This is a genomic window from Streptomyces sp. NPDC001634 (genome assembly GCF_040298185.1).
In the GTDB taxonomy this organism is placed as follows: Bacteria; Actinomycetota; Actinomycetes; order Streptomycetales; family Streptomycetaceae; genus Streptomyces.
Map to the genome: position 1 here is coordinate 120334 of NZ_JBEOZU010000012.1, position 20569 is coordinate 140902.

Annotated in this window: 19 protein-coding genes; 12 read left to right on the top strand and 7 right to left on the bottom strand. The window is 69.3% G+C overall.

Annotated elements, in window-relative coordinates:
• The first annotated feature begins 2 nt into the window (after positions 1-2).
• The 6 genes from ABT186_RS10660 (at position 3) to cimA (ending at position 6671) form a co-directional block, all read left to right on the top strand.
• Positions 3-1037, top strand: coding sequence for an agmatine deiminase family protein (locus ABT186_RS10660; protein ID WP_351230540.1), 1035 nt, complete (start codon positions 3-5; stop codon positions 1035-1037).
• Between the two features lie 9 nt (positions 1038-1046).
• On the top strand, positions 1047-1637 hold the full coding sequence (locus tag ABT186_RS10665) for a TetR/AcrR family transcriptional regulator (RefSeq protein ID WP_351924521.1): 591 nt from the start codon (positions 1047-1049) through the stop codon (positions 1635-1637).
• Positions 1638-1797: 160 nt separating this feature from the next.
• A complete protein-coding gene (locus ABT186_RS10670; protein ID WP_351230536.1) occupies positions 1798-2244 on the top strand; it encodes a hypothetical protein in 447 nt (148 codons plus the stop codon).
• A gap of 45 nt (positions 2245-2289) precedes the next feature.
• The gene (locus tag ABT186_RS10675) at positions 2290-3390 is read left to right on the top strand and encodes a hypothetical protein (RefSeq protein WP_351924523.1); all 1101 of its coding nucleotides are present in this window, start codon (positions 2290-2292) and stop codon (positions 3388-3390) included.
• A 92-nt stretch (positions 3391-3482) separates the two neighbouring features.
• The gene (locus ABT186_RS10680) at positions 3483-4784 is read left to right on the top strand and encodes an MFS transporter (protein ID WP_351924525.1); all 1302 of its coding nucleotides are present in this window, start codon (positions 3483-3485) and stop codon (positions 4782-4784) included.
• A 282-nt stretch (positions 4785-5066) separates the two neighbouring features.
• The gene (gene cimA, locus ABT186_RS10685) at positions 5067-6671 is read left to right on the top strand and encodes a citramalate synthase (protein ID WP_351230531.1); all 1605 of its coding nucleotides are present in this window, start codon (positions 5067-5069) and stop codon (positions 6669-6671) included.
• Between the two features lie 59 nt (positions 6672-6730).
• Here cimA and ABT186_RS10690 read toward each other — a convergent pair whose 3' ends face one another.
• Positions 6731-8599 carry a ricin-type beta-trefoil lectin domain protein gene (locus ABT186_RS10690; protein ID WP_351924527.1) on the bottom strand — a complete coding sequence of 623 codons (1869 nt, stop codon included), beginning with the start codon at positions 8597-8599 and terminating at the stop codon, positions 6731-6733.
• Positions 8600-8868: 269 nt separating this feature from the next.
• Between ABT186_RS10690 and ABT186_RS10695 the strand changes: the two genes are divergently transcribed.
• Both ABT186_RS10695 and ABT186_RS10700 read left to right on the top strand, forming a co-directional pair.
• A complete protein-coding gene (locus ABT186_RS10695) occupies positions 8869-11895 on the top strand; it encodes a glycoside hydrolase family 3 protein (protein ID WP_351924529.1) in 3027 nt (1008 codons plus the stop codon).
• A gap of 131 nt (positions 11896-12026) precedes the next feature.
• Positions 12027-13385, top strand: a complete 1359-nt coding sequence (locus tag ABT186_RS10700) for a hypothetical protein (RefSeq protein WP_351230525.1) — start codon at positions 12027-12029, stop codon at positions 13383-13385.
• Between the two features lie 203 nt (positions 13386-13588).
• On the opposite strand, the gene ABT186_RS10705 is transcribed toward ABT186_RS10700, so the two are convergent.
• Complete coding sequence (locus tag ABT186_RS10705) at positions 13589-13786, bottom strand: MarR family transcriptional regulator (protein ID WP_351924531.1); 198 nt, start codon at positions 13784-13786, stop codon at positions 13589-13591.
• On the opposite strand from ABT186_RS10705, the gene ABT186_RS10710 reads away from it, so the two are divergent.
• The gene (locus ABT186_RS10710) at positions 13785-13973 is read left to right on the top strand and encodes a hypothetical protein (RefSeq protein ID WP_351230521.1); all 189 of its coding nucleotides are present in this window, start codon (positions 13785-13787) and stop codon (positions 13971-13973) included. The genes ABT186_RS10705 and ABT186_RS10710 overlap by 2 nt on opposite strands.
• A 310-nt stretch (positions 13974-14283) precedes the next feature.
• Here ABT186_RS10710 and ABT186_RS10715 read toward each other — a convergent pair whose 3' ends face one another.
• Both ABT186_RS10715 and ABT186_RS10720 read right to left on the bottom strand, forming a co-directional pair.
• Positions 14284-14490 (bottom strand): DUF397 domain-containing protein, encoded by a 207-nt coding sequence (locus tag ABT186_RS10715; RefSeq protein ID WP_351924533.1) that lies wholly within the window; start codon positions 14488-14490, stop codon positions 14284-14286.
• Positions 14487-15308 carry a helix-turn-helix domain-containing protein gene (locus ABT186_RS10720; protein WP_351924535.1) on the bottom strand — a complete coding sequence of 274 codons (822 nt, stop codon included), beginning with the start codon at positions 15306-15308 and terminating at the stop codon, positions 14487-14489. Before ABT186_RS10720 ends, ABT186_RS10715 begins: the two co-directional genes overlap by 4 nt.
• 112 nt (positions 15309-15420) lie before the next feature.
• Between ABT186_RS10720 and ABT186_RS10725 the strand changes: the two genes are divergently transcribed.
• Complete coding sequence (locus ABT186_RS10725; protein ID WP_351924537.1) at positions 15421-15822, top strand: ATP-binding protein; 402 nt, start codon at positions 15421-15423, stop codon at positions 15820-15822.
• A 65-nt stretch (positions 15823-15887) separates the two neighbouring features.
• Here ABT186_RS10725 and ABT186_RS10730 read toward each other — a convergent pair whose 3' ends face one another.
• From ABT186_RS10730 to ABT186_RS10740, 3 genes are all read right to left on the bottom strand, one after another.
• Positions 15888-16238 (bottom strand): hypothetical protein, encoded by a 351-nt coding sequence (locus ABT186_RS10730; RefSeq protein ID WP_351230513.1) that lies wholly within the window; start codon positions 16236-16238, stop codon positions 15888-15890.
• Positions 16239-16290: 52 nt separating this feature from the next.
• Entirely contained in the window at positions 16291-16707 is a 417-nt protein-coding gene (locus ABT186_RS10735) for a peptidoglycan-binding domain-containing protein (protein WP_351230511.1), read from the bottom strand.
• 450 nt (positions 16708-17157) lie between these two features.
• Positions 17158-17763, bottom strand: coding sequence for a YceI family protein (locus tag ABT186_RS10740; protein WP_351230509.1), 606 nt, complete (start codon positions 17761-17763; stop codon positions 17158-17160).
• 687 nt (positions 17764-18450) lie between these two features.
• On the opposite strand from ABT186_RS10740, the gene ABT186_RS10750 reads away from it, so the two are divergent.
• Both ABT186_RS10750 and ABT186_RS10755 read left to right on the top strand, forming a co-directional pair.
• On the top strand, positions 18451-20043 hold the full coding sequence (locus tag ABT186_RS10750) for an acyl-CoA carboxylase subunit beta (protein ID WP_351230507.1): 1593 nt from the start codon (positions 18451-18453) through the stop codon (positions 20041-20043).
• Between the two features lie 57 nt (positions 20044-20100).
• Positions 20101-20298: an acyl-CoA carboxylase subunit epsilon gene (locus ABT186_RS10755; protein ID WP_351230505.1), complete on the top strand. Its 198-nt coding sequence runs from the start codon at positions 20101-20103 to the stop codon at positions 20296-20298.
• Positions 20299-20569 lie beyond the last annotated feature (271 nt).

Genomic DNA, 20569 nt, shown 5'->3' on the forward strand with positions numbered 1-20569 from the left:
TCATGTCTGCTGCCGCCGACGGCTTCCGCATGCCCGCCGAATGGACCCCGCACGAGCGCACCTGGATGGCGTGGCCGGGCCCCAACCAGACCTTCGACGACCCCGACGGCCTCGCCGCCGCCCGCGCGGCCTGGGCCTCCGTCGCCCGGGCGGTCCGCCGCTTCGAACCGGTCACCGTGGTCTGCGGCCCCGGCCGGTCCGCCGGGGCGCGGACCCTGCTGGGTGACGGCATCGACACCGTCGAACGGGACCTCGACGACGCCTGGATGCGCGACATCGGCCCGACCTTCCTCACCAACGGGAGTGAACTCGCCGCCGTGAACTGGACGTTCAACGGCTGGGGCGCCCAGGACTGGGCCCGCTGGGAGCACGACGCGAAGATCGCCGCGCATGTCTCGGACCTCGCGGGCGCGCGCACGTACGCCTCGCGGCTCGTCAACGAGGGCGGCGCGATCCATGTCGACGGCGAGGGGACCGTCCTGCTCACGGAGACCGTGCAGCTCGGCCCCGAGCGGAACCCCGGCTGGTCGCGGGAGCAGGTCGAGGCGGAGATACATGCCCACCTCGGCACCCGCAAAGCGATCTGGCTGCCGCGCGGACTGACCGCCGACTATCCCCCGTACGGCTTCGGCACCCTCGGCCATGTCGACATCGTCGCCGCCTTCGCCCGCCCGGGGGTCGTGGTCGCCCACCACCAGCCGGACCCGGCGCACCCCGACCACGAGGTGACGAAGGAGGTCATAGGAACCCTGAAATCCGCCACCGACGCCCGCGGCCGTCGCCTGGAGGTCGTCGAGGTACCCGCCCCGACGGTCCTGGAGGCGGACGGCCACTGGGCCGACTACTCCTACATCAACCACTACCTCTGCAACGGCGGCGTCGTACTGTGCGGCTTCGACGACCCACGGGACGAGATCGCGGCCGGTATATTCCGTCGCCTGTTCCCCGAGCGGACGGTGACGCTGGTGGACGCCCGTACGGTCTTCGCGGCCGGGGGCGGCATCCACTGCATCACCCAGCAGCAGCCGAAGATCTAGGAGTCAGGGATGGCCGGTGCGCGGAAGAACGCGCCGCCCCGCGAGGACGTCCTCGCCGCCGCCATGGAGATGATCGCCGAGCTCGGTCTGGAGAAGCTCACCATGGCGGCGCTCGGCCGGGAGGTCGGGATGAGCAGCGGCCATCTCCTCTACTACTTCCACTCCAAGGACGAACTGCTCCTGCAGACCCTGGAGTGGAGCGAGGGCCGGCTGGGCGCCGAGCGCGGACGCCTTCTCAGCCGGCCGGTCCCGGCGCGCGAGCGGCTCGATGCGTACGTCGACCTGTACGTGCCCGACGGTCATCGCGACCCGCACTGGACGCTCTGGCTGGAGGTCTGGAACCGCTCGCAGAACGCCGACGAAGACGCCCGCGACCGCCAGGCCGCCATCGAGGGCGCCTGGCACCGCGACCTGGTGGCGCTGCTCGCCGAGGGCGTGTCGAGGGGGGAGTTCCGGGCGGTCGACCCGGACCGGTTCGCCACCCGGTTGCGCGCCCTCCTCGACGGATTCTCCATCCACGTGGCCATCGGCCTGCGCGGCACGGACCGGGAGCAGGTCCTTGGCCACGTAAGGGAGTTTCTGGACGAGTCCCTGGGCTGACCACCGACCCCCGCGCTCGCGGACACGCGATCATCCGCCCGGGTTGTACGTAATCGAACGCATTGACCCGAGGTGCGTGGTGCGGCTGCAATCGGACGAGCCCTCGGCGCAGGGCCGGGGGACAGGGGGAAGACAGGATTCCAGGGGGAAATCATGTCCATTGCGGTACCTGCGTCCTTGGGCGCCACCGCCCCACGGCACCCGGGCCGACGGTGCCTCCACGGCCGCCGGAGTCACCCCGAACGGCCGCTTCGTCGCCTTCCGCTCCTCGGCGACCAACCTGGTGCCCGAAGGCATCACGCATCCGGGAACCTTCGCGTATGTGCGTGACCTGCGCACCGGCCGCGTCCAGCATCTCCCGGGCGCGGCGGCCCGCGCCGTCGGCCCCGACGGGCGCCGCCTCCTCTACGCCGACCCGCAGTCCGCCCTGCATCTGCACGATCTGCGTACCGGAGCCGACCGCGTCGTCGCCGACGCGTCGGACGCGGCGAGCGCCCTCGCCGGCGCGGTGAGCGACAGCGGCGCGGTCTTCTCCTCGGCCGCGGCCGACCTCGTCTCCGGCGACACCGACGGCGTCTCGGACGTCTTCGTCCGCCGCACCCGCTGAACCCACGCCTCACACAGTGCGCTTCACACCCCTTGGGGGACATCCATGGCATCCGTACACCGCACCACCCTGCGCACGGCCTGCACCGGCGCCCTGGCCGCCCTGCTCGGCGCCACCGCCTTCCTCGGTACCGCGAACGCCCGGCCCCATGCGCCCCGCATCGAGCGGGTCAGCCTCACGGCCGACTTGAAGGAGGCGGACGGCCCCTCGTCCGGCGGCGCGATCAGCGACAACGGGCGCCTCGTGGCGTTCGTGTCCGCGGCGGACAACCTGGGCTGCAGCACCTATATGCGCTGCATGCAGGTCAGAGACCTGGCCACCGGAGCGGTGACCACCGTCAAGGAGGGCGGCGGCCTCTGGACCGGGCCGACGATGAGCGGCGACGGCCGGCACATCGGCTACTCGGCGGGCAACCGCTACCCCGCTCCCTACCTCTACGACCGCACGACCGGACAGTCCCAGCGCATCTGGCCCGCCACCGCACCGGGGGACGTCGAACTGGGCGAGGTACAGGCGATCAGCCGGCACGGCGACCACATCGTGTACACGCTCGGCAACCGCCACGGGCCCGCCTTCACCCGCTACCTGTTCGTCCGCGACACGGCCACCGGCACGGACGAACTGCTCTCGGGCGCCGACGAGCCGCCGAAGTCGTGGGCGGCGTCGATCAGCGCGGACGGCACCGTAGTGGCGTACATGACGCTCTCCACCAGCGACGAACCCGCGGACACCGCGCATGTCTTCGTCGTCGACCGCACCACCGGCCGCAAGGTCCAGGCCGACGCCGGGATCGGCCAGGGGCAACTGGTCCAGTTGAGCGACAACGGGCGGTACGTGGTCTTCACCGCCCGGGGCGGCACGTACGTCCGCGACCTCCACACCGGACACCTGCGCCGCGTCGCCGACGCCCCCGCGCAGTCGGCGAGCCGCGACACCCGTTACCTGCTGCTGTCCGGCACCGACGGGCTGCGTCTGTTCGACCGGCACACCGGCCGGACCGTGGGCGTGGGCCCGGCCGGGTCCCAGTCCGTGCCCGGAGCCGTGAGCGCCGGCGGACGGGCGGTGGTCTTCGGTTCGGCCGCCGCCGACCTCGTACCGGACGACACGAACGGCGTAGCGGACGTGTTCGTACGCCTACTGCGGTGAGATACCGGTCATCTGCCGTTCCGTCATGAACGCAATGAACGAAACCCGAGGCGCTCTTGTCGCACCCGCGAACGCCCGGCACGTTACGGCTCATGGGACGAGAGCATTGGAAGAGGATCTGGATCGCGTCGGCCGGCAACATGGTGGAGTGGTACGACTGGTTCGTCTACGCGAGCTTCGCCACCTACTTCGCCGGGGCCTTCTTCCCCGACGGGAACCCCACGGCCCAACTCATGAACACCGCAGGCATCTTCGCGGTCGGCTTCTTCATGCGCCCGGTCGGCGGCTGGCTGCTCGGCCGGGTCGGTGACCGCAAGGGCCGCAAGGCGGCGCTGACCCTCACGGTCATGTTGATGTCCGCCTCGGCGATTCTCATCACGATCGCGCCGACGTACGCCGTCGCGGGGTACGGCGGCGCGTTCGTGCTGCTCGTCGCCCGCCTGCTGCAAGGCCTGTCGGTGGGCGGCGAGTACGCGGCCAGCGCGACGTATCTGACGGAGGCGTCCGACCCTCGTCGGCGCGGCTTCGCCTCCAGCTTCCAGTACGTCTCGATGACCGCGGGCCAGATCGTCGGCCTCGGCCTGCAGATCGTCCTCCAGCGCACGATGTCCGACGACGCACTGCACAGCTACGGCTGGCGCATCCCGTTCGTGGTGGGCGCGCTCGGCGCGGCGGTGGTCTTCTACCTGCGGCGGAACATGCTGGAGACGGAGGTGTACGAGGCCGACGAGAGCGGCGGCGAGGAGCGCGGCACCCTGCGCGCGCTGTGGCAGCACAAGCGCGAGGCCTTCCTGGTGATCGCCCTGACCATGGGCGGCACGGTCGCGTACTACACGTACACCACCTATCTCACCAAGTACCTGTCGAACTCCGCGGGCCTCTCCAAACAGACCGCGACCCTTGTCTCCTTCACCGCGCTGATCGTCTTCGCCTGCCTCCAGCCGCTCGCGGGCCGGCTCTCCGACCGGATCGGCCGCCGCCCGCTGCTGATCACCTTCGCGGTCGGCTCGACCTTCCTCACGGTCCCGATCATGACGATGCTGAAGCACGCGGGCAGTTACTGGCCCGCCCTCGGCCTCTCGCTCCTGGCCCTGGTCGTGGTCACCGGCTACACCTCGATCAACGCATGCGTGAAGGCGGAGCTGTTCCCGACGGGCATCCGTGCCCTGGGTGTCGCCCTTCCCTATGCCATCGCCAACGCCCTCTTCGGCGGCACGGCGGAATACGTGGCGCTGTGGTTCAAGAACGCGGGTGCCGAGTCCGGCTTCTACTGGTACGTGGCGGGCTGCGCGGCCGTGTCCCTCGTCGTGTACGTCACCATGCCGGAGACCAGGGACCTGGACCTGACCCGGATGAAGGACACGGATCCGACGTCCCTGACGCCCGCATCCTGAGACAGTCGTGAGCGCGGGGGGCGGAATGTGCCAGACTGCCCCCGTGCTCTCGTTCGCCATGATTATTGGCAGCAGGCGCGCCGGTCCGCAGTGACCGCCATGTACGACCAGGTACGGGCGGCCATCGTCGTCCTCGACCCGCGCGCAGACCTCTCGCACCCGCGAGAGGTTTTTCTTTTTCCTGGCCCATCTTCAGCCGGGAGGGGAGCGCGAGGGACCATGGGGGGACGGTGGAGCCGGTCATTCCGGTAGACCGAGATCCAATACAGGAGCCTTGACACCATGAGGGAAACCAGCGAGCTCGACGACTCGTTCCACGTCTTCGACACGACGCTGCGCGACGGCGCGCAGCGCGAGGGCATCAACCTCACCGTCGCGGACAAGCTGGCCATCGCACGGCACCTGGACGACTTCGGCGTGGGCTTCATCGAGGGCGGCTGGCCCGGCGCCAACCCGCGGGACACCGAGTTCTTCGCCCGCGCCCAGCAGGAGATCGACTTCAAGAACGCCCAGCTGGTCGCCTTCGGCGCCACGCGCCGGGCGGGTGGCAAGGCGGCGGAGGACCCGCAGGTCAAGGCGCTGCTGGACTCGGGCGCGCCGGTGATCACCCTGGTCGCGAAGTCCCACGACCGCCATGTCGAGCTGGCGCTGCGCACGACGCTGGACGAGAACCTGGAAATGATCCGGGACACGGTGTCCCACCTCCGGGCGGAGGGCCGCCGGGTCTTCGTCGACTGCGAGCACTTCTTCGACGGCTACCGGGCGAACCCCCAGTACGCGAAGTCGGTCGTCCGCGCGGCGTCGGAGGCCGGCGCGGACGTGGTCATCCTCTGTGACACGAACGGCGGCATGCTGCCGGCGCAGGTCCAGGCCGTCGTCTCGACGGTCCTGGCGGACACGGGAGCGCGCCTGGGCATCCACGCCCAGGACGACACGGGCTGTGCGGTCGCGAACACCCTCGCCGCGGTGGACGCGGGCGCCACGCATGTGCAGTGCACGGCGAACGGCTACGGTGAGCGGGTGGGCAACGCCAACCTGTTCCCGGTGGTGGCGGCCCTGGAGCTGAAGTACGGCAAGAAGGTGCTGCCCGAGGGCCGGCTCCGCGAGATGACGCGTATCTCGCACGCGATCGCGGAGGTCGTGAACCTGACCCCCTCCACCCACCAGCCCTACGTCGGCGTCTCGGCCTTCGCCCACAAGGCGGGCCTGCACGCGTCCGCGATCAAGGTGGACCCGGACCTGTACCAGCACATCGACCCCGAACTGGTCGGCAACACCATGCGGATGCTGGTCTCCGACATGGCGGGCCGCGCGTCGGTGGAGCTCAAGGGCAAGGAACTGGGCGTGGACCTGGGCGGCGACCGGGAGCTGGTCGGCCGGGTCGTGGAGCGCGTGAAGGAGCGCGAACTCAAGGGCTACACCTACGAGGCGGCGGACGCGAGCTTCGAGCTGCTGCTGCGCGAGGAGGTCGCCGGGAAGCCGTTGCGCTACTTCCGCACGGAGTCCTGGCGGGCGATCGTCGAGGACCGCCCCGACGGCACCCACGCCAACGAGGCGACGGTCAAGCTCTGGGCGAAGAGCGAACGCATCGTCGCCACGGCGGAGGGCAACGGCCCGGTGAACGCACTGGACCGCGCGCTCCGCGTAGCGCTCGAAAAGATCTACCCCCAGCTTGCCAAGCTCGACCTCGTCGACTACAAGGTCCGCATCCTCGAGGGCGTCCACGGCACCCAGTCCACGACCAGGGTCCTCATCTCCACCTCCGACGGCTCCGGCGAGTGGTCCACGGTGGGCGTGGCCGAGAACGTCATCGCCGCCTCCTGGCAGGCCCTGGAGGACGCGTACACGTACGGTCTGCTGCGCGCGGGCGTGGAACCGGCGGAGTAGTCCCGAGCAGGGGCTCTGCCCTCTGGGGAATGCGCCCCAGAGGGTGGAGCCCCTGGGCGCTACTGCAACCGCCACTTCTGGTTGGCCGCCCCCGTGCACGACCAGATCTGCGCCCGCGCCCCGTTCGCCGACGCGTTGTCCGTCACGTCCAGGCACTTGTTCGCCGCACTGTTGACCACATCACCCGTCGACGAGTTGTACGACCACTGCTGAGCTCCGGTCCCATTGCAGTCGTACAACTGCACCTTCGCCCCGTCCGCCGTCGAACCCCCCGACACATCAAGGCACTTGCCCAGCGCCTGGATCGACCCGTCGGACGTCACCGTCCACTGCTGGGCGGCCGTCCCGTTGCAGTCGTAGAGCTGCACCGCCGTCCCGTTGGTGGTCGATGCCCCGGCCACGTCCAGGCACTTGCCCGCGAGGCCCACGAACGCTCCCGACCGGTCACCGCCGCCCGACTGCGTGCCCGACCATGTGAACGTCGCCGACGTCTTTGCCGGCAGCGAGTACGTGGCATGCTGCGAACCCCAGTTGACCGTCACGGTCTGCGCCGACGACGCGTCGTTGTACGCGATCAGCGCCTTCGAACCGTCCGGGTTGCGCCATGCCACGTTCGGCACCGCCGAGCTCGCCGTCGACGCGATGCGCTGCGCGCCCGGCCGTACGAACTTCGTCAGGTGGCCCATCGTGTAGTACTCGATCGTGTAGTCCACCGTCCCGCTCGCACCGTCCCCGTTGTGGACCGTGATCAGCCCCGTGCAGGTGCCGCATCCGCCGTTGTGCGGACCCATGTTCTGGTCCACCGCGAGCGACCACTTCGTCACCAACTTCGCCCAGTTCCGCGTGTAGTCGACGATGTTGAGCATGTCCTCGCGCTGCTGGTTCGCGATCCAGGTGCCGCCCGAGTGCTCCGTGCCGAACGCGTCCAGCTGCGGGTACTGGTTGTGGACGGTCGTCTGCTTCGTCACGTCACCGCCGTACCCGTGCCATGCGATCCCCCCGAAGTTCGGGTGCGAACGGATCGCCGCGTCGTCCACCGTCCCGGCCGCGTACGCGTCGTAGGTGTCCCAGTTCCAGTCGTGCGCCAGCACCTTCGTCGAAAGGCCCGCCGCCTGCAGCTTCGGCAGCAGTTCGTTCTTCGTGAAGTATGCGAGCCCGGAGGCGTTCCAGCTCATCGACGGATAGCCCGAGCAGCACGTGGGCTCGTTCTGGGCCGTGACATAGGAGACGGGGACGCCCTGGTCCCGGTAGGCCTGGAGGTACTTCACAAAGTACGACGCGTACGCCCCGTAGTCCTCCGCCTTCAGCCAGCCCCCGTTGAGCTGCCCGCTGTCCTTCATCCAGGCCGGCGCCGTCCAGGGGGTGGCCATCACCGTCAGCGAGGGGTTGAGCTGGAGCGCCTGCTTCGTCAACGGCACCACGTCCGCCAGGTCGTGCGCGATCGAGAACCGGGTGAGGTCCGGGTCCGTCTGGCCCGCCGGCACGTCGTCGTACGTGTAGCCGTAGCGCGCCAGGTCCGACGCGCCCATCGGATTGCGCAGGAACGACAGCCCGATCCCGTCCGTCGGAGAGAACAGCTTGCGCATCGTCGCGTCCCGCGTCGTCTGCGACAGCGCCCCGCTGCTGTTCATCAGCCAGGCCGCGGTGTCCGTGAAGGACGCGCCGCCGCCGGTGAAGGTCTGGTAGCGGGTGTTCTCGTCGACCGTGATGTTCTCGCCGCTGCCGCCGGTGCCGGACTGGAAGGTGAACGGGGTCTGCGCCTGGAGCCCGCGGACGACATGGCGTCCGCCGGCGTCGTCGGTCGTGGTCAGCCAGGCCGTGATCTGTTCGCCGGCGGCATGCGCGGGCAAGGTGCCCGCCGCGGTCAGTCCGGCGGTGGTCAGCAGCCCGGCAAGGACCAGCCGAACCGCGCGCAGAGGTCTTCTCATGGTGCGCCGCCCTTCTGGGGTGGGGGATGGGAGGCGTGCGAGGCGTGAGTAAATGACGGCTGCGTGACCACGTCAAGGGGGTGCGCGTTCACTTTCCGAAGCAACAACCTCCCTGATCCAGCCGGGATTTGAGTCTGTACCCGTTCTGACGTGAAGTCTTGACGGCTCCGCGGTACGCCAGTTAACTCACGCCGTGATCTAAGTCGTAAGTCGATTCGGGCGATCGCCAAGTGATCGCCAGTGGACTACGAGAGCCAAAGGGAAGGTCCATGCGAAGAACCGCCCTGCTCGCCTCTGCCACCCTGCTCACCGCTCTGCTTCCGCTCACCGTCGTCGGGAGCGCCTCAGGCGCCGACGACCCGGCCCCCGTCCCCATCGACCGCTTCGAGGGTGAGGTGCCCTTCGCGAACCAGCCCGCCGAGGGCATCTTCACCTGGGGAAGCGACGCCGACGACCCGCCCGCGCTCCAGCTCACCGAGCGCGCGGACGCCCCCGAGGGCGCCAAGGTCCTCACCGGCACCTATGACATCAGCGGCTACGGCGGCTTCACCCACGACTTCGCCGCCGACCGGCCCGCCCACGACTGGTCGGCCCACAAGGGCATCCGGTTCTGGTGGGACGGCCAGGACAACGGCAAGAAGATCGCCTTCGAGATCAAGGACGGCGGTGCGAACGGCGAGGCGTCGGAGCTCTGGACGACCTCCTTCACCGATGACTGGACCGGCTGGAAACAGGTGGAGATCCCCTTCACCGACTTCGCCTACCGCACGGACTACCAGCCCGTCGGCGGCATCGACCACGTCCTGGGCCTCACACAGATGTGGGGGTACGCCGTCACGCTTCCCGTGGGCGTCAAGGGGCACTTCGCCATGGACGACGTCGAGTTGTACGGCAGGGCCGACCAGTCCCTGCGCGCCTCCGTCACCACGGACTCGGCCGTCTACCCGGTCAAGCAGGGCGCGACGGCGGCCGTCAAGGTCTCCGTCACCACCACCGGGTCCGCCCCCGTCGACGAACCGGTCACCGTCACGTACGAGACGGCCGGCGGCACCGCCGAGTCCGGCAAGGACTACACCCCCGTCCGGGGAACCCTCACCTTCCCGGCCGGTACGGCATCCGGAAGCACGCAGACCATCCAGGTCCCCACCCTCAAGGACAAGGCCGCCGAGCCGGCCGAGACCATCCCGCTGAAGCTGACCGTCACCGGCGCCAAGGCCCCCGCCGAGACCCCGCAGGTCGTCATCGACGCCCACGGACTTCCGTACCTCGACAGCAGGCTGCCGGTGAGGAAGCGGGTCGCGGACCTGGTCTCCCGTATGTCCCTGGAGGAGAAGGCCGGCCAGATGACCCAGGCCGAGCGCGCGGCGCTCTCCACCCCGGGGGACATCGCCGCGTACGACCTCGGCTCGCTCCTCTCCGGCGGCGGCTCGACCCCCACGCCCAACACCCCTGAGGCGTGGGCGAAGATGATCGACTCCTTCCAGCTCCGGACACAGGCGACCCGGTTCCAGATCCCGCTGATCTACGGAGTCGACGCGGTCCACGGCCACAACAACCTGGTCGGCTCCACGATCATGCCGCACAACATCGGCATCGGGGCGACGAGGGATCCCCAACTCGCCGAGAAAACAGGTGCCGTGACGGCCAGTGAGGTCCGCTCCACCGGTGTCCCCTGGGACTTCGCACCCTGCCTGTGCGTCTCGCGCGACGAGCGCTGGGGCCGCAGCTACGAGTCCTTCGGTGAGGATCCGGCCCTCGTCCAGTCCATGGAGACGATCATCCAGGGCCTCCAGGGGCGCGCGAACGGCAAGGACCTGAACCACAACGACAAGGTGCTCGCCACCGCCAAGCACTTCGTCGGCGACGGCGGCACCGAGTACGGCTCGTCGACCACGGGGTCGTACAAGATCGACCAGGGCGTCACCAAGGTCACCCGGCAGCAGCTGGAGGCCATCCACCTGGCGCCGTACCGGACCGCCGTGGACCGCGGCATCGGCTCGGTCATGCCGTCGTACTCGTCCCTCGACATCCTCGGCGACGGCCGGGGCCCGGTGAAGATGCACGCCCGCGCCGACATGATCAACGGTGTCCTCAAGGACCGTATGGGCTTCGACGGGTTCGTCATCAGCGACTGGAACGCCATCGACCAGCTCCCCGGCGACTACGCGTCCCACGTCCGCACGTCGGTCGACGCGGGCGTCGACATGATGATGGTGCCGTACGGCTACAAGGACTTCACCACGACCCTGATCGCCGAGGTGAACGCGGGCCGCATCAGCGAGAAGCGGATCGACGACGCCGTCTCCCGCATCCTCACCCAGAAGTTCCGGCTGGGTCTGTTCGAGCACCCGTACGCCGACACCACCGGCGCCGCCGAGATCGGCTCCGCCGCGCACCGGGCCGTGGCACGGCAGGCGGCCGCCGAGTCCCAGGTACTGCTGAAGAACGCGGGCGGCGTGCTGCCGCTGAAGACGAACCAGAAGGTGTACGTCGCCGGGTCCAACGCCGACGACCTCGGCAACCAGACCGGCGGCTGGACCATCACCTGGCAGGGCGCATCCGGTACCCACACCCAGGGGACGACCATCCTCCAGGGCATGCGGAAGGCCGCCCCGGACGCGACGATCACCTACTCCAAGGACGCCTCGGCGCCCACGTCCGGCTACGACGTCGGCGTGGTCGTCGTCGGCGAGACCCCGTACGCCGAGGGCGTCGGCGACGTCGGCAACGGCCATGACCTTCAGCTGTCCGCCGCCGACAAGGCCGCCGTCGACAGGGTGTGCGGCGCCATGAAGTGCGCGGTGCTGATCGTCTCCGGGCGCCCGCAGATCATCGGCGACCGGCTCGGCGCCATCGACGCGCTCGTGGCCTCCTGGCTGCCGGGCACCGAGGGCGACGGCGTGGCGGACGTCCTCTACGGCAGGCGCCCGTTCACGGGTCAGCTCCCGGTCACCTGGCCGAAGTCCGAGGCCCAGCTGCCGATCAACGTCGGCGACGCGTCCTACGATCCGCAGTTCCCGTACGGGTGGGGCCTGACCACGCTCACCAAGGTCCCGCAGGGCGGTGCGGCAACGCTGAAGGCGCTCGGGCGCGCGGCCGCCGTGGCCGAGAAGACGGGTTCCGCGCGGGCGGGACGCGAGATCGTCACCAAGGCGCGGCTGCTCGTCCAGCAGAAGGTGGGCTCCGCGATCACGGCGGCGGTCGCGGGGCCGTTCGCGGACGCGGACCATCTGCTGCTGACCGGGAAGTACGCGGCGGCGGTGGCCAGGTTGACGGAGGCGTACCGGGCGGCGTGACGGCCCGGCGGCTCCCGGTGGGCGGTGCGCCATGCGGCACGCACCGCCCACCGGGCACGCAGGGCATCATCCGTCCATGTCCCCACCCGTTCGGACGCCCGGTTCCGGGTACCTTCGGGTAGCTTCGAAGTATGAAGGCCGTGCTGATCCGAGGACTCGCCGTGCCGCTGATCGCCCTGGTCATGGTGGCCCTGACAGCCCTGTTCGCCGGTGTGCCCCATGCGCACGCGGCCACCGGCGTCTCGGCCGTCGCCGAGGCACTGCGCAAGGGTCCGGTGTACGTCGATCCGGCGGCCTCCGGGCAGTTGTCCACCACGGATGCGGACGCGCTCGCGAAGAAGATCAAGGACGCGGACAAGCCGGTCTTCATCACGGTCCTGCCCGCCGGCTACCCCACGAAGAACCTGTTCTCCGACCTGCGTACGGCCACCGGCATCACCGGCCTGTACGCCATCCGCCTCGGTGACCGCTTCGACGCCCGGGCCGACTCCTCGGTCATGCCCCGTACCGCCGTGCAGAACCTGGTCACCAGCGTCCGGGGCGAGACCGCCAAGGCCCAGCTGAACGACTTCACCGACCGCGCCCTCCTCAACGTGCGCGGCCACGCCCCGTCGACGTGGGGCACCTCGGGCGGGGGCCCCGGGTTCTCGGCCGGCGGGCTGATCACGGTCGCCGTGGTGCTCGTGGCCGCGGGCGCGGGCGCGTACACGCTGGTACGCCGGACCCGGCGCCGCCGGGAGGAGGAGCAGCGGGCCGCGCTGGAGAAGCTGCGGGTGGTGGTCGACGAGGACATCACCGCCTTCGGCGAGGAGCTGGACCGCCTCGATTTCCACCCGGCGGAGCCCGGCGCGGACGACGCGATGCGGGCGGACTACGAGCGCGCGCTGGACGCGTACGAGCAGGCGAAGTCGGCCATGGCGGCGGCGCAGCGGCCCGAGGACGTGAAGTCCGTGACCCAGGCCCTGGCGGACGGCCGCTTCTCGCTCGCGCAGCTCGCCGCCCGCCGTGAGGGCCGCCCTCTGCCCGAACGCAGACCACCCTGTTTCTTCGACCCGCGCCACGGCCCCTCCGTCGCCGACGTGACCTGGACGCCCCTGGGCGGCGCACCCCGCGAGGTCCCGGTCTGCGCGGCGGACCAGGCCCGGCTGGCCGACGGCCGCGATCCCATGATCCGCGAGGTGGAGACGGACTACGGCCGCCGCCCGTACTGGGACGCCGGCCCCGCCTACGGCCCCTGGGCGGGCGGCTACTTCGGCGGCGGCATCCTGCCCGGCCTGCTGGTCGGCACGCTGCTCGGCAGCATGATGGCCACCCCGTCGTACGCGGCCGACTACGGCAGCGGATACGGCGACTTCGGTGGCTACGACGGCTACGAGGGGGGAGATGTCTCGGGTGCCGACTTCGACCCCGGAGACTTCGGCGGCGGTTTCGGTGACGGCGGGGGAGGGGACTTCGGCGGAGGCGGCGGGGACTTCGGCGGGGGGTTCTGAAGGGGCCGGTGGTTCAAGGGCCTTCGACGGGTGCTTGCGCTGACGCGTCTTCGACGGGTACGTCCGCGTCCGCGAGCCGCTCCATCGACGCGCCCGCCGGCGTCAGCACCCCGCGTTCCGTCTCGCTCAGCGACGCGAGAGCGGCCGGGCGTCGCGCCGGGCCATGTCCCGCTGGAGCGCCCGGCGCCCCTCCTCGGTGAGCGTCAGCATGGACTGACGCCGGTCGACGGGACCCGGTTCGCGGGGATCAGCCCCTCGCCCTCCAGCTCGGCGAAGACCCGAGTGAGCGACTGCGGCCGCTGCCGCTCGGCCGCCGCGATCTCGCCGGGCGTCGCGGGCCCGTGCCGGTGCAGTTGCCCGAGTACGCCGAGCTGATGGGGACTGAGACTCCCGGCCGACATGACCACCGCCCTGTCCCTCCTCCTCGGCTACTTCGGCCAGGACGCCCAGAGCCTGCTGCCCACCCGGCTGGAGGCGATCGCCGTGGGCGCGGTGCTGTCGGTGGCGGCGGCCTGGTGGCTGCTGCCGGTGCCGAAGCGACGGACGGTGCGCGCGGCAGGGTCAGCCGTGACGCTTCACGACGCGTGACGCCCTGGCGGCGTAGCGCTCTCCGGCCGCATGCCACCAGGCCGGCGGCGAGGGCCCGTCGACCGTGGCGGTCGGCTGACTGGGATGCAGCCCGAGGCGCCACAGGGCACGCGCATCCACATACACGATGATCGACCCGTACCAGTGCCCATCGGCCCGTCGCCCGCACATGAGATCGCACCGGACCTCGTCCTTGACGAACGGCATCCAGTCGATCCCGCGCTCCCGCAGTCAAGCGCGCAGGGCGGCCACGGGGTGCGGGCGTCCGTCCGTGTTCTCGTACGCGGCGACGACGATCCAGTCGGTCGGCTCAGCGGGCGACGCGGTCAAGGAACTTGCTCCAGGTGGCGGGGGAGACGGTGAGGACGGGTCCGTCGGGGGTCTTGGAGTCGCGGATGTGGATGGTGGCGGGGGTGGGGGCGACTTCGAGGCAGTTGCCGCCTTCGTTACTGCTGTAGCTGGACTTGAACCACGCCAGCTCGTCCGAGCGGTTCTGCTGCCGTGCTGCGGTGTTCATGAGTCTCCTAGCAGTCTGTTCAAGAGACGCACGCTGTCGTCGGGAGAGAGCGCCTGTGACCGCAGCATTCCATACTTGAGGTGATAGTCGCTGACCTCGTCGGGATCGTCGATGAGGAAGCTGGCGCGCTGCACTTCCAGGTAGACGAGACGGTCGTGTTCGGGCGTTTCCAGCAGCGTCATCGGGCCTGCGAGCCCGGCGTGCGGCATCCGGTCCATGGGCATGATCTGCACGCTCATATGGACGGGTTCGGTGTACTCGAGGATCTGGCGGACCTGCTCCCTCATGACCTCCGAGCCGCCGACCTGCCGCCGCAGAATGCTCTCCTCGATGACGAAGTGACCTACGGGCGGGCGGTTCCGTTGCCAGATCAACTGCCGTTCCATACGCGCGTTCACCCACTGCTCGGCAGTCTCGCTCCCTAGCGAGGGATAACGGGAGTCGAAAGCGGCGAGGCAGTACTCCCGGGTCTGGAGCAGCCCCGGCACCATCTGGGTCTCGTACGCCAGAATGCACACCGCTTCCTGCTCGTGATCCACAAGCCCCTGCGCGAACTGAACGATCCGCTCCCGAACCGGCAGTTTGGTCACCAGCACCGCCAACGCTCCACCCGTGCCCAGCAGTTCGTCAAATTGCTCGGCCCGATCCGGCTGGAGCGCCAGCCTCCCCTGCTCGATCGACCCCACTGTGTCCACATGAATGCTCGCCAACTCGGCGAACTGTTCTTGCGTGAGACGCGCCTTTTTCCTGTAGTGCGCTACGAGCGCACCAACCGCGTGCCACGAACCGACCTTCTTGGGCCTGCTTGCCACGTGCATGGCTGTCCCCTTCCCCCGCAGACGCCCGAAGTCCTCGTAGTGGACTCGTAGCAATCAGGTCTACGACTTCACACACTGCTCCACTCTAGTGACACCCTGTGACATTCGGAGCGTGAACGAACAACCCCAACACCCCCACACCCGCGAGGCGTTCTACCGTCGAGACCGCAGATCGGTCCGCCTGGCCCGGGAGTTCACCCGCGCCGCGCTCATCGACTGGGAGGCCGGCTCGCGTTCAGACGACGTACTGCTCTGCGTGAGCGAACTCGCCACCAACGCATTGCTCCACGGCGTACCACCCGGCCGAGGCTTCGGCCTGCGCCTGACCCTGCACCCCGACGGCGTCCTCCGCATCGAGATTCACGACAGCGGCCCGGGTGAGGTCGGACTCCCGGACGACCTGCCACCGGAGTCGGAACACGGCCGCGGCCTCCTGTTGGTCGCCGCGCTCGCGGACAAGTGGGGCGTCGGGGAGCGGGAGCCGGGAAAGATCGTGTGGTGCGAATTCGCGTGATCGATCAGGGCGGAGCCCGTCAAGCGCTCCGGGACCGCTCTGGAGCCGGTCCCGGAGCGCGCGGTTCATGCCGGCGGTTCCGAGTACTCCTGCACGTACGCCCGGTCGAGGTCGTCCCACGAGTGGTCGCAGTACTTCTTGGACGTGCTGTATCCGCCGACCCACGGACCGTGCTTCTTGTACTGGACGTTGGCCGGTGTGAGGCAGACGAGCACGATGCGATGAGTCCACATGGCCCGGGGAGGACTGCACTGGGAGTACGCGCCGTTACTGCCGACGTAGTGCGCTTTGCAGATCGTGCTGATGTGTGGCGTGTTCTGCGCCGCTTGGGCACTGCCGGTCAGGCCGGCGATGCCCGTGCCCGCCACCAGTGCCAAAGTGCCTGCGTACAGCGAGATACGCTTCCGTATGGTCATGGCTGGGAATTCCTTCCTGAGGTTCGGCCCACGGGGCTGGGAGCGATGGCGGCTAAAAGCCTGCGCAATCCCATCCGCGATTCGCCGCGTAGACGAGCGCCGACCAGGTTTTGGGCCCCACGATGCCGTCAACCTCCACGTGGGGGTACTGCGTTACGTTCACGCACTTTTGGAAGCTGCGCACCGCCGAGGTTGTCTTCGGCCCGTACTTGCCATCGATGCCACCCGTGCTGAGATCGACTTCGTTGAGGTAGCACTGCGCGAGCTTGACCGCGCGCCCTTGGCTCCCGTACCGCAGCGTCACGTGCTGGGTGGCGTACTCCGAGCACACGTCCGAGGACCTGGCCGCGGCCGGGTGTTGTGCCGTGACGGGCTCCGCGGTCGCCGGGCTGACGCCCAGGGCCAGACTGGCGGCCGTGACCAACCCGGATATCAGATATGCCCTCTTGGACGCGATGGTCGATGCCATCACTTCACCTGCCTTCCTGTGTCGAACGCGGCCCGTGGACGGACCGGTCGCGGGGCGGTGAAGCGATCGTGCCTGGCGGGACATGGGCGAAGACAGGGCATCGAGGCATGATGGGCAAAGGCGGGACACAGCGGCTGTGACCTGCGGGTTTTCGATGACCGCTGACGCGTTTCTGGGACGCGGGACCGGGACGCCCGGGGCGACGACCCGGCACGGCTGCGGGCGTCAAAGAACTTCAGCGCCGCGGACGGGCGGATGCGGCCCTGCGGGCCGCCGAAGTCGTGGCGGCCAGGGAGGCGGGGCCGGAACGGCGGCTCACAAGGCGGTCGGCTGAGTCAGAGGCGCCGGGCCGCAACGCCGAGCGCCCGCCCTCCGTGTACGGGGGATTGGAGGGCGGGCGCGCTCAGGGGGCCGCGTGAGGTGGGGGCTCGCGCGGCGGTTGGGTGAGGGTTACGCCTGCTTGATCGCCGAGATGTCGAACACCAGCTTGATCTTGTCCGAGACCAGCACGCCGCCCGTCTCCAGCGCGGCGTTCCAGGTCAGGCCCCACTCCGAGCGCACGAGCTCCGCCTTGCCCTCGAAGCCCACGCGCTCGTTGCCGAACGGGTCCTTGGCCGAGCCGTTGAACTCCAGGTCGATGCTGATCGGCTTGGTGGTGCCCAGGATCGTGAGGTCGCCGGTGATCCGGTAGTCGTCACCGCCCAGGGCCTCGGCCTTGGTGGAGCGGAACGTCATCGTCGGGAACTCGTCGATCTTGAAGAAGTCCGAGCTGCGCAGGTGGTTGTCGCGGTCCGCCGAGCCCGTGTGGATGCTGTCCATCGTGACGTCGATCGAGGCCGTGGACTGCGACGGGTCCGCGCCGTCCAGGTGCAGCGTGCCGGTGAAGTCCTTGAAGTTGCCCTTGACGTTCGTGACCATCGCGTGCCGCGCCACGAAGCCGATCGTGCTGTGCGACGGGTCGATCGAGTACTCACCGGTCAGCGCGGCGAGGTCGGGGTTCACCGCCGCGGCCGGGGTGGTCTCGGTGTCGGTGCTCTTGCGGCCGAAGATGCCCATGACGTGCTCCTTGGGGGACGGGTTCGCGGTCTCCTTCAGAGGCCGCGGCTGAAGCTGTTTAATCTTCAACGAGGTCAACACAAGCGACCGTAGACCTATTCCATTCAAGTTTCAACATCATCGGATACGTGTCGCCGTTATTACGTTCCGTGGTCGACGGTGTGGGAGTATGCCGCGTCGTGACGTCCGACCGTTCGTACTTTCCTCATCGCGGCCCTGGCGGCCACCGCCATCCCGTCCGTCACTCCCGCATACGGCCAAGTCCCGTACGCCGTCGCTGTACGGTGGAGGGGCTGACCGCGTCGGCCGACGCCGGTGTGCTCGTACGGCCCCGGGGCCGAACGGCGGCGCTCTGCGTGAGTGAGTCGCGCAGTACGGGGAAGCCTCTGGAGATCGTCTGGGGCCGGCCGGTCCGGGCCGTCGTACGCGCCGACCCGACCGTCGAGGTGCTGTCGTGGGGCCGCCGTTCGGGGATCGGAGTCACTCCGGGGATGGCATGTGCGACCCATCAATGCGAGGTGGCTCGCGCCTGACGTCCTTGTTGGACCCCTACAACCCCCAGGCCCTCTGAACAGTCAGATGGGCTGCATGGGGATCGGAATCTGTTCAGGGGTACCAGTAAAACGGGCCGGAGACTGTACGGAGTCGACGGCCCGCTTTCCTTGGTGGACTTCGTAAGGTCGCTACATGACCGTTTTGGACGAGGCTGTAGATTCCGGGAGCGAGCCCACGGACGCGCGCGGGCGAGTCGCCGAACTGCACGAGATCCGTGCCCTGGCGATGGCCGGCCCGAGCAAGAAGGCGACCGAGGCGCAGCACGCCAAGGGCAAGCTGACCGCCCGGGAACGCATCGAGCTCCTCCTGGACCCGGGGTCCTTCCGCGAGGTCGAGCAGCTGCGCCGGCACCGGGCGTCCGGGTTCGGCCTGGAGGCCAAGAAGCCGTACACCGACGGTGTGATCACCGGCTGGGGCACGGTGGAGGGCCGTACGGTCTTCGTCTACGCCCATGACTTCCGTATCTTCGGCGGCGCGCTGGGCGAGGCCCACGCCACCAAGATCCACAAGATCATGGACATGGCCATCGCGGCCGGTGCGCCGCTGGTCTCGCTGAACGACGGCGCGGGCGCCCGTATCCAGGAGGGCGTCAGCGCGCTCGCCGGGTACGGCGGCATCTTCCAGCGCAACACCAGGGCGAGCGGTGTCATCCCGCAGATCTCGGTGATGCTCGGCCCGTGCGCGGGTGGCGCGGCCTACTCTCCGGCGCTGACGGACTTCGTGTTCATGGTCCGCGAGACGTCGCAGATGTTCATCACCGGCCCGGACGTGGTCAAGGCCGTGACGGGCGAGGAGATCACCCAGAACGGCCTGGGCGGCGCCGATGTGCACGCCGAGACCTCCGGTGTCTGCCACTTCGCCTACGACGACGAGGAGACGTGCATCGCCGAGGTGCGCTACCTCCTCTCGCTGCTCCCGCAGAACAACCGGGAGAACCCGCCGCGGGTCGAGTGCACGGACGCGGCGGACCGTCGCAGCGACGTCCTGCTGGACCTGGTCCCGGCGGACGGCAACCGGCCGTACGACATGGCCAAGGTCATCGAGGAGATCGTCGACGACGGCGAATACCTGGAGGTCCACGAGCGCTGGGCGCGCAACATCATCTGCGCGCTGGCCCGCCTGGACGGCCAGGTGGTGGGCATCATCGCCAACCAGCCGCAGACCCTCGCCGGCGTCCTGGACATCGAGGCTTCGGAAAAAGCTGCACGTTTTGTCCAGATGTGTGACGCTTTTAACATTCCGCTCGTGACGTTCCTGGACGTTCCCGGGTTCCTCCCGGGTGTCGACCAGGAGCACGGAGGAATCATCCGCCACGGCGCGAAGCTGCTGTACGCGTACTGCAACGCGACCGTGCCGCGGATCTCGCTGATCCTGCGCAAGGCGTACGGAGGTGCGTACATCGTGATGGACAGCCAGTCCATCGGGGCGGACCTCACCTATGCCTGGCCGACCAACGAGATCGCCGTGATGGGCGCGGACGGCGCCGCCAACGTCATCTTCCGTCGGCAGATCGCGGACGCGGAGGACCCGGAGGCCATGCGGGCGCGGATGGTCAAGGAGTACAAGTCCGAGCTGATGCATCCCTACTACGCGGCGGAGCGAGGCCTGGTCGACGACGTCATCGACCCCGCCGAGACGCGCGAGGTCCTGATCAGGTCGCTCGCGATGCTCCAGTCGAAGCACGCGGACCTGCCCTCCCGCAAGCACGGCAACCCCCCGCAGTAACCGAGCGGACCCATCGCGGCAACCCCGCGGACCTCTCTCTCACGGAGACTGACACCCATGAGCAACCCTGACATCCGCGTCGAGAAGGGCCACGCCGAGCCCGAGGAAGTGGCCGCCATCACGGCCATCCTCCTGGCCCGCGCAGCGGCCCAGTCGCCCAACACGACCTCGGCCCACCGGGGCCGCGCAAAGGCGGGCTGGCGCCGCCTGGAGCGCGAGCCGGGCTTCCGGGCGCCGCACAGCTGGCACGGCTGAGCTGCGCAGGCTGAGCCGCTTTTTGAGGGGCTCCTCCGCTATGGAGGGGCCCTTCTTGCTGTGCAGGCACAGGGTGGCTTCCCGCCGTGCAGGCACAAGGTGGCTCTGGCCGGTTCGGCACCGCCGGACAACCCCGTCCCGCCTCTCGCCGTCGCGGCGGAAAGCAGAGTCGGGGGGGGGGGGGGGGGGGGGGGGGGGGGCGGGGGGGGGGGGGGGGGGGACACCTAAAAAACATCGCGCCAAAAAAAGCTGGTCTACAGGTGTGTGATAG